The 6683-nt window shown below is 53.8% G+C and carries 8 protein-coding genes; 3 read left to right on the top strand and 5 right to left on the bottom strand.

The features are described from left to right. Nucleotides 1–247: 247 nt before the first annotated feature. Together IE091_RS18175 and cls are read left to right on the top strand one after the other, a co-directional pair. Nucleotides 248–1030 (top strand): ferric reductase-like transmembrane domain-containing protein, encoded by a 783-nt coding sequence (locus tag IE091_RS18175; protein WP_016915544.1) that lies wholly within the window; start codon nt 248–250, stop codon nt 1028–1030. After that, entirely contained in the window at nt 1027–2505 is a 1479-nt protein-coding gene (gene cls, locus IE091_RS18170) for a cardiolipin synthase (protein ID WP_100732165.1), read from the top strand. Before IE091_RS18175 ends, cls begins: the two co-directional genes overlap by 4 nt. A 550-nt stretch (nt 2506–3055) precedes the next feature. On the opposite strand, the gene nadS is transcribed toward cls, so the two are convergent. The 4 genes from nadS to IE091_RS18150 are packed head-to-tail and all read right to left on the bottom strand — an operon-like array spanning nt 3056 to nt 5984. Further along, on the bottom strand, nt 3056–3292 hold the full coding sequence (gene nadS / locus IE091_RS18595; protein ID WP_189464306.1) for a NadS family protein: 237 nt from the start codon (nt 3290–3292) through the stop codon (nt 3056–3058). Next, complete coding sequence (locus tag IE091_RS18160; RefSeq protein WP_189464305.1) at nt 3288–4550, bottom strand: ISL3-like element ISPpu12 family transposase; 1263 nt, start codon at nt 4548–4550, stop codon at nt 3288–3290. Before IE091_RS18160 ends, nadS begins: the two co-directional genes overlap by 5 nt. Nucleotides 4551–4571: 21 nt before the next feature. Continuing rightward, nucleotides 4572–5084, bottom strand: a complete 513-nt coding sequence (lspA, locus tag IE091_RS18155; protein ID WP_004863699.1) for a signal peptidase II — start codon at nt 5082–5084, stop codon at nt 4572–4574. Between the two features lie 3 nt (nt 5085–5087). Next, nucleotides 5088–5984, bottom strand: coding sequence for a cation efflux transmembrane domain-containing protein (locus IE091_RS18150; RefSeq protein ID WP_072676343.1), 897 nt, complete (start codon nt 5982–5984; stop codon nt 5088–5090). A 95-nt stretch (nt 5985–6079) separates the two neighbouring features. Between IE091_RS18150 and cadR the strand changes: the two genes are divergently transcribed. Further along, complete coding sequence (cadR, locus tag IE091_RS18145; RefSeq protein WP_004364961.1) at nt 6080–6487, top strand: Cd(II)/Pb(II)-responsive transcriptional regulator; 408 nt, start codon at nt 6080–6082, stop codon at nt 6485–6487. Between the two features lie 8 nt (nt 6488–6495). On the opposite strand, the gene IE091_RS18520 is transcribed toward cadR, so the two are convergent. After that, on the bottom strand, nt 6496–6683 hold a 188-nt coding region (locus tag IE091_RS18520; protein ID WP_229800902.1), incomplete at its 5' end, for a hypothetical protein.

The raw sequence follows: 6683 nt of genomic DNA, 5'->3' as shown, positions 1-6683 counted from the left end.
TGGTCGTGAACAACGTCCAGTTCAAGGACGGCGAACCCTTGACCGATCAGTCAGACAGGACTGCCGCCTGACCGGCCATACACAGAATTTGACAATAACTCGGTGGGTCTTTAACGCTTTCATACGGGTGTATGGGACGCTGAGAAAAGACAGCCAAGCTTCACAGGCACCCGAATAAAGTCGATATTAATCAAGCGTGAAATAGGGCTAGCATTTCGATGAAATGGTGTCTAGGTATGAGAAAGATATGAACAATCACGTTATAGCTAAAAAAGTCAGTGAAGAGAAACCGGCGTCTTCAATAAAAGCCAATAAGTCGACTAGGCGTCATAGAATTGGAAGACATTTCGTTGTTGTACTGATTGGTGCCATGACAGCTTATCTTTTTTGGTTGAGCCGAATGGAGTGGGACGCTGAGATGCGCACTTGGCGTGCTTTAGGCGATGCTGCTTTTATCCTGTTATTTGTCACCATGGTGATAGGCCCTGTGGTGAAAATATGGCCTAGGCAATTGAGCTTTCTTGTCAATTGGCGGCGAGCCTTCGGGATCTGGTTTGCGATCTTTGCCTCTGTGCATGCTTTTCTAGTGTGGGATGGCTGGGCACGGTGGTCGATTCGTGGATTTTTAGGCTATCAGGAGCTGCCTTTGGCGGGGCTTTCAGGCCCGGTTCTTGTGGATCCGGGGTTCGGGCTTGCGAATATGGTCGGGTTAGTCGCCCTCTTTTTTGGGCTCGTCCTGTTTGCCATATCATCCGACAAGGCCATGCGCTTCCTGGGAAGCTCAACATGGAAGCATCTTCAAAATTATGCCTATGTGGTTTTCTATCTAGTTGCTCTTCATGGAATCTACTTTCTCTTCCTACATTATGAGCTGAGTCTCAGGAATCTAGTTTTCCAGAGTGGGGTGTCTGGGCCCAATTGGTTTCGGTTCTGGTTTGTAGGGCTCGTGAGTATTGTCTTTACCGTTCAGGTTGCGGCAATGATAAAACTGATTTTACAGCGAAGAAAAGGTGGTTTAGGGGGAGCATGAGCGATGAAAGGGAAAAGCCGGGGGCAGTAACGCTGCCCTCCAGGCGACGTCGATTCTGGCGTCGTTTACTGCTCGTGGTGGGAGTTGCTCATCTGGTTGGGTTTGTGTCGTCACTGGATGCGATGATGTCGAGCCGTACCTCTCAGGGAGCTGTGGCCTGGATCGTTTCACTAAACACATTGCCCTATGTGGCGGTGCCAGCCTACTGGGTGTTCGGCCGCACGAAATTCCAGGGCTATGTCTCTGCACGACGCGACGAGAACTCGGTGTTGGGGCAGGCGCTTGCTGAAAAACTGGCCGAGCTGCGGGCTCATGGGGTTTCGGATGAACACGCTGACAAGCATCTGGTGGGTGTCGAACAGCTGGCCAAGCTGCCGTTTCTAGGTAGCAACCGGGTGGAACTGCTGATCGACGGTGAGCAGACCTTCGAGAGCTTGTTTGCCGGTATTGATGCTGCTGAGCGCTATCTGCTTGTGCAGTTTTATATCGTTCGGGCTGATGCAGTGGGATTGGCGCTGCAGGCACGGCTGATTGAGAAGGCTAGGCAGGGCGTGGAGGTCTTCTTTCTATACGATGAAATTGGAAGTTATGCGTTGCCGAGCCACTATCTCCAGACGCTGGAAGAGGCGGGTGTTCGAGTACATCGCTTTCATTCTACGCGGGGGACAGGTAATCGCTTCCAGCTCAACTTTCGCAACCATCGCAAGATAATGGTGGCCGATGGGGAAAGAGCTTGGGTCGGTGGATTCAATGTTGGCGATGAATACTTGGAAGGCCACCCACGAATTGGCCCGTGGCGTGATACCCACCTAATGATTGAGGGGCCTGCGGCCTTGGCGCTGCAGCTGGTGTTTCTTGAAGATTGGCACTGGGCGACTGAGGAAATCCCCGAGCTTCCCTGGTCACCGCTAATTCCAAGCGGCCATGGTACACCGGTGCTCATTCTTCCGAGTGGGCCCGCAGACCGATTTGAGACGGCTAGTCTGATGATTCAACAGGCAATTCACGCCGCGCAAGAGCGTATCTGGATATCCAGTCCCTACTTTGTGCCAGATGAGGGGGTGCTGGCGATGCTTAAACTAGCCTCGTTAAGCGGAGTAGAGGTGAAAATCCTGATTCCCGAACGTCCAGATAACCTTCTAACCTACTTTGCGGCCTATGCCTTTCTCGATTCGCTTCTCGAGGCGGGGGTCGAGGTCTATCGCTACGAGGGGGGCTTCTTACATGGCAAAGCCTTTTTGGTTGACGAAATCGGTGCGGCAGTGGGTACCGTTAACCTCGACAACCGCTCCTTTCGACTCAACTTCGAGGTGACGGCGATGGTGATGGACGCCGACTTTGCCGCCGAGGTTGATGCGATGTTCAAGGCGGATTTCGCGCGGGCACGGCAGATGCAGCCAGAAGAGATCAGCGATAAGCCGCTTTGGCATCGGGTGGCGGCTCGAGCGGCCTATTTGTTTGCGCCGGTCTTATGAGTGTGCTTGATCACTCTATTGCCCGCTGGCCTGTGATTTTGCATTCAAGTCTTCGCTTTGGAGTTTCAGGCCATGATGAAAGCCCCTCGTGCAATACTCAATCCAGATAGTAAACTTCAGGCAACCTCTCGGTTTTAAGCTGAAATAAAATGAACAGTTGAAGAAAAGGTAATGCGATTCACCGAGTTGGCTCGGGCTGGTGTGGTAACTGTACGCCATTAAACTCGTTAGGGTCTGGTACAACCGTAACGAGATCTGTGCAACGGCTGTTGACTCTGTGACGAGCAGGCTATTGGACGCCTCCGATTCGTTGACTGCGCAGATTCCCTAGGAGAGGGTCTTAGTTAATGAAGAAGATATTGTTGCGCAGACCAAGACAACCTTACGGTGGTTGACAGTAGTATGTAGCTGGCTGAACAAGGCCATTGCATTCGCATGCGGATTCAAGGGCTTCAGGTGATGGCGCAATTTTTCCGGGAGTGCGCGTCTAAGAATGCGCTTTTCACACTCACGTCAAATTACCATTATTCTTATGTCAGGAAAGTAGGTGTTAGTGTGAAGCAATTTCATTGAAAAAGTCTGGGTTATTCCGAATCGTCGCCAGTACCTTAGCGGCTAGCCCCGTAGGATTATTACGTTTGCCTTCCCAGCTTTTGATCGTATCCACGCTGGTTCCCATTGCGCTGGCAAATTCCGCCTGAGAAACATTGAGCTTGGTACGAATGGCTTTTACATCGGCTACTTCATGGCGTGCTGTGCGGCTAGCCTCAGTGTTGCCCTGATTAATCTTCCTCTGCGAAGTCCGGCAGTCCGTAACCGATGGTTTTCTTGTAGAAAGGAGAGACCTTCGCAGTCGGTGCCTTCTTCTTGTGCTTCGTGGTGTAGAGCATTCGTGCCCGCATCACCTCGAAGGAGTAACCGCGCCCTTCACGGTTCTTGTCCTTGGCCAGTCGGTTGATGGACTCCGTGTAAGCGTTGGTGACGGGCATGTCCGTCTCGAAGTAGGTCATGGTCTCTTCGCGCCAGTTTCCCACTGCCCTGACCAGATCGCTCCAGACTTCCTTTTGGCCCTTCGGGATGGTGGCTATCCACTCGTCCAGGGCGGCTTCTGCCTGGAGCCGTGTGGTGGCGTCCCAGATGCCGTAGAAGCGCTCCTTGTGCTCGTAGGCGGCCAGCAGTTGCGGGAACGCGCCTGTCCAGGTCTCCATGATGAGGCGCTCCCGGTCTGAGACTTCGTGAGCGCGTTTCAGCAGGATTTTCCGGTCTCCCTTGAGAGTCCGGCTCTGGGACGGTTTCAGCTCCTTTCTGAGGCCCTTGCGCACTCTCTCTAGGGCATCGTTGGCCATGCGCACCACATGGAACTTATCGACCACGATACGGGCCTGGGGCAGCACAGCCTTGACCGCTGCCCGGTAGGGGTTCCACATGTCCATGCTGACGATCTCGACCTTCTGCCGGTCTTTCAGCTTCATCAGGTAGTTGGTCACCACGTCCTGGCGGCGGGTGGCCAGCAGGTCGAGCAGGGTTCGCTCCTCAATGTTGGTCAGAATGCAGCGGTAGCGCTTGTTCAGGTATAGCTCGTCAATGCCCAGGATGCGGGGCGTCTCGAAGCGGTGCCAGCGCCCCAGGAACTCGGCGCGGGCGTTGAAGATGTCGCGCACCGTCTTCTCGTCCAGGCCGGTCTGTGCCGCCACAAAGGTGTAGGGGTGGTTGAAGGATTCCTTCTCCACGTACTCATGCAGCCGCAGTGTCATACGGAATCCGTCCACCATCTCCGGTAGCTGGGGCCTGAATGTTGTCTTGCAGGCCCGGCAGGTGTATCGGCGGCGGACCACCCAGAGAGTGACCCGCTTGCCGTGGATGGGCAGATCACGATAGGGAACGTCACGCTTGCCGAACCGTACGAACTCACCCTGCACGCCGCATTCCTCGCAGGCGATCGGATCGGGCACGTCCACCTGGAAGTGCATTTCGTCGTCGGTTGATTTGCAGCCCAGTACTTGGTATTGCGGCAGGTGAAGGATGTTGTCGGGAAGTTCGGTCATGGTGTTGTATAGGCGTAGGTGTCAGTCAGATCCATCCGGCTCGGCATTGGTGTTTGCTTTTTTACCCAACAAGCTGCTGGAAACGAAAAGTAAGGCACCGAGGACAATTGCAATATCAGCCAGGTTGAAGGCCGGCCAATGCCAGTCTCGCCAATAGAAATCAAAGGAATCCACAACATAGCCGCGAAAGACCCGGTCAATCAGGTTGCCCATGGCGCCACCGAGGATAAGACTGTAAGCGATGGCTTCTCCTTTATGACGATTTTCAAGGATCAGCTTGATCAGAAAAATCGAGACCACTACCGCGATTCCGATAAAAAAGTAGCGCTGCCAGCCTCCACCATTCGCAAAAAGACTGAATGCGGCACCGGTGTTCCATAGGTGCACCCAGTTAAAGAACGGGGTCACCGAAACATACTCGCCATAGGCCATTGATTGCTGCACCAGCCACTTTACAGCCTGATCAGACGCTGCCAGCAGGCCCGATATGGACAATAGGGCATACGGCGAGAGCTTTTTGCCAATAATGAGCATTATTTAACCCTTCAACGCCAGAATGCGTCTGGCACCGTTAAGTACAATGACCCCCGCGATGGTGCCGATAATCAGATCCGGATAATTGGACCCGGTCCACGCGACCAGGGCGCCGGCGGTGATGACCCCCAGGTTGATCACCACGTCGTTGGCCGAAAATATCCAGCTAGCCTTCATATGAGCTCCGCCCCCTCGATGTTTGGATACCATCAGCAGACAGGCGGTATTGGCAATCAATGCGACGAATGCGATGGCTATCATCACCAGCGATTCAGGCTCACTACCGAATACAAAGCGCCTCACGACCTCTACGAGTACGCCAACAGCCAAAACCAGTTGGACCACACCAGCAACGTGCGCAACACGGACCTGCCTTTTCACGCTATGCCCAACCGCATAAAGAGCGAGTCCGTACACTGCCGCATCAGCAAAATTGTCCAGGGACTCTGCAATGAGGCCAGTTGACTGAGCCATCAGACCGGCAGTCATTTCCACCACGAACAGAAGTGCATTGATGCCGAGCAACCAGCGCAGGGTCCCGGATTCTTGCTTAGCAGAAGCTGCCGAAAACTCGGCGGCCTTGATGGTCTCCGGATTTGCAGCGACGGTTTCCTGAAGCGAGGCGCCTAGCCCCAAGGTCTTCAGTTTCGAGGTGACGGGCTCGACCTCGCCGTCATGCACGACCTTCAGCCGGCGGTTCGACAAGTCGAAGGACAGCGCCCGAATCTCCTCAAAGCCGTTCAGGGCTAGGCGAATCATTCGTTCTTCTGATGGACAGTCCATCTTCGGCACGGCATAAACACTGACCCATCTCCCTGGCGCCTCGGAGGAGGCCTGTATATCGGTATCCGCTGCGGACGTTGCATCACCGCCACAGGCGCCACCACAGGATTTGCTCATGATACGACTCCACTTGAACAATGTTGTGGTACCATTTAAAACTATAAAGCTACTATAAGGTCAATAGAGTAAAGAATCCGTTGGGGAGGAGGCTGATGCGCATTGGTCAGTTGGCGCAGTTGGTAGGGGTCGAAACACAGACGATCCGCTTCTATGAACAGCAGGGCTTGTTGCCGCCGCCTGATCGGCAGGACAACGGTTACCGTGTCTATACCGAGAAGCATGGTGAGGGGCTGGCCTTCATCCGTCGCTGCAGAATCCTGGGCCTGTCACTGGCTGAGATTCACGAACTACAGAGCTATCAGGACGACCCTCATCAGCCTTGTACCGCCGTCAACGCCTTGCTCGATGATCACATCTCTCATGTGCGGTCGCAGATAACCGCTCTGCAAGCGCTTGAGAAACAACTCGTTTCACTGAGAGCGAGTTGCAACGATGACCGGGAAGTTGAGGCGTGTGGGGTTCTTGCTGGAATTAGCGAAGGAAACATGCACCAGCAGTAGGTGAAGCATCAACCAGATAATCCGATGAGATGCCGGTCTGTCTCACTCTCATGCAAAGGTAAGATCAACCATTTAATCCGCTTACCCATTAATCCTGAATCCGTGAGACCGGCCCCCGGAAGCACTTCTAACCCACTGACCTGCATGGCAATATAGCCATTATCGCCATTCACCCAGACAGTGCCATGCCCAACAT

The organism is Vreelandella hamiltonii, from assembly GCF_014651775.1.
In the GTDB taxonomy this organism is placed as follows: Bacteria; Pseudomonadota; Gammaproteobacteria; order Pseudomonadales; family Halomonadaceae; genus Vreelandella; species Vreelandella hamiltonii.
Note: the sequence above shows the minus strand (reverse complement) of the source record. Positions and strands in the feature narration are given on the sequence as shown.

Bases quoted from the DNA above. Each gene is read 5' to 3' on its own strand.
- IE091_RS18160 (WP_189464305.1), bottom strand. From the start codon at position 4,550: ATGACCGAACTTCCCGACAACATCCTTCACCTGCCGCAATACCAAGTA.
- IE091_RS18175 (WP_016915544.1), top strand. From the start codon at position 248: ATGAACAATCACGTTATAGCTAAAAAAGTCAGTGAAGAGAAACCGGCG.
- cadR (WP_004364961.1), top strand. From the start codon at position 6,080: ATGCGCATTGGTCAGTTGGCGCAGTTGGTAGGGGTCGAAACACAGACG.
- IE091_RS18150 (WP_072676343.1), bottom strand. From the start codon at position 5,984: ATGAGCAAATCCTGTGGTGGCGCCTGTGGCGGTGATGCAACGTCCGCA.
- cls (WP_100732165.1), top strand. From the start codon at position 1,027: ATGAGCGATGAAAGGGAAAAGCCGGGGGCAGTAACGCTGCCCTCCAGG.
- lspA (WP_004863699.1), bottom strand. From the start codon at position 5,084: ATGCTCATTATTGGCAAAAAGCTCTCGCCGTATGCCCTATTGTCCATA.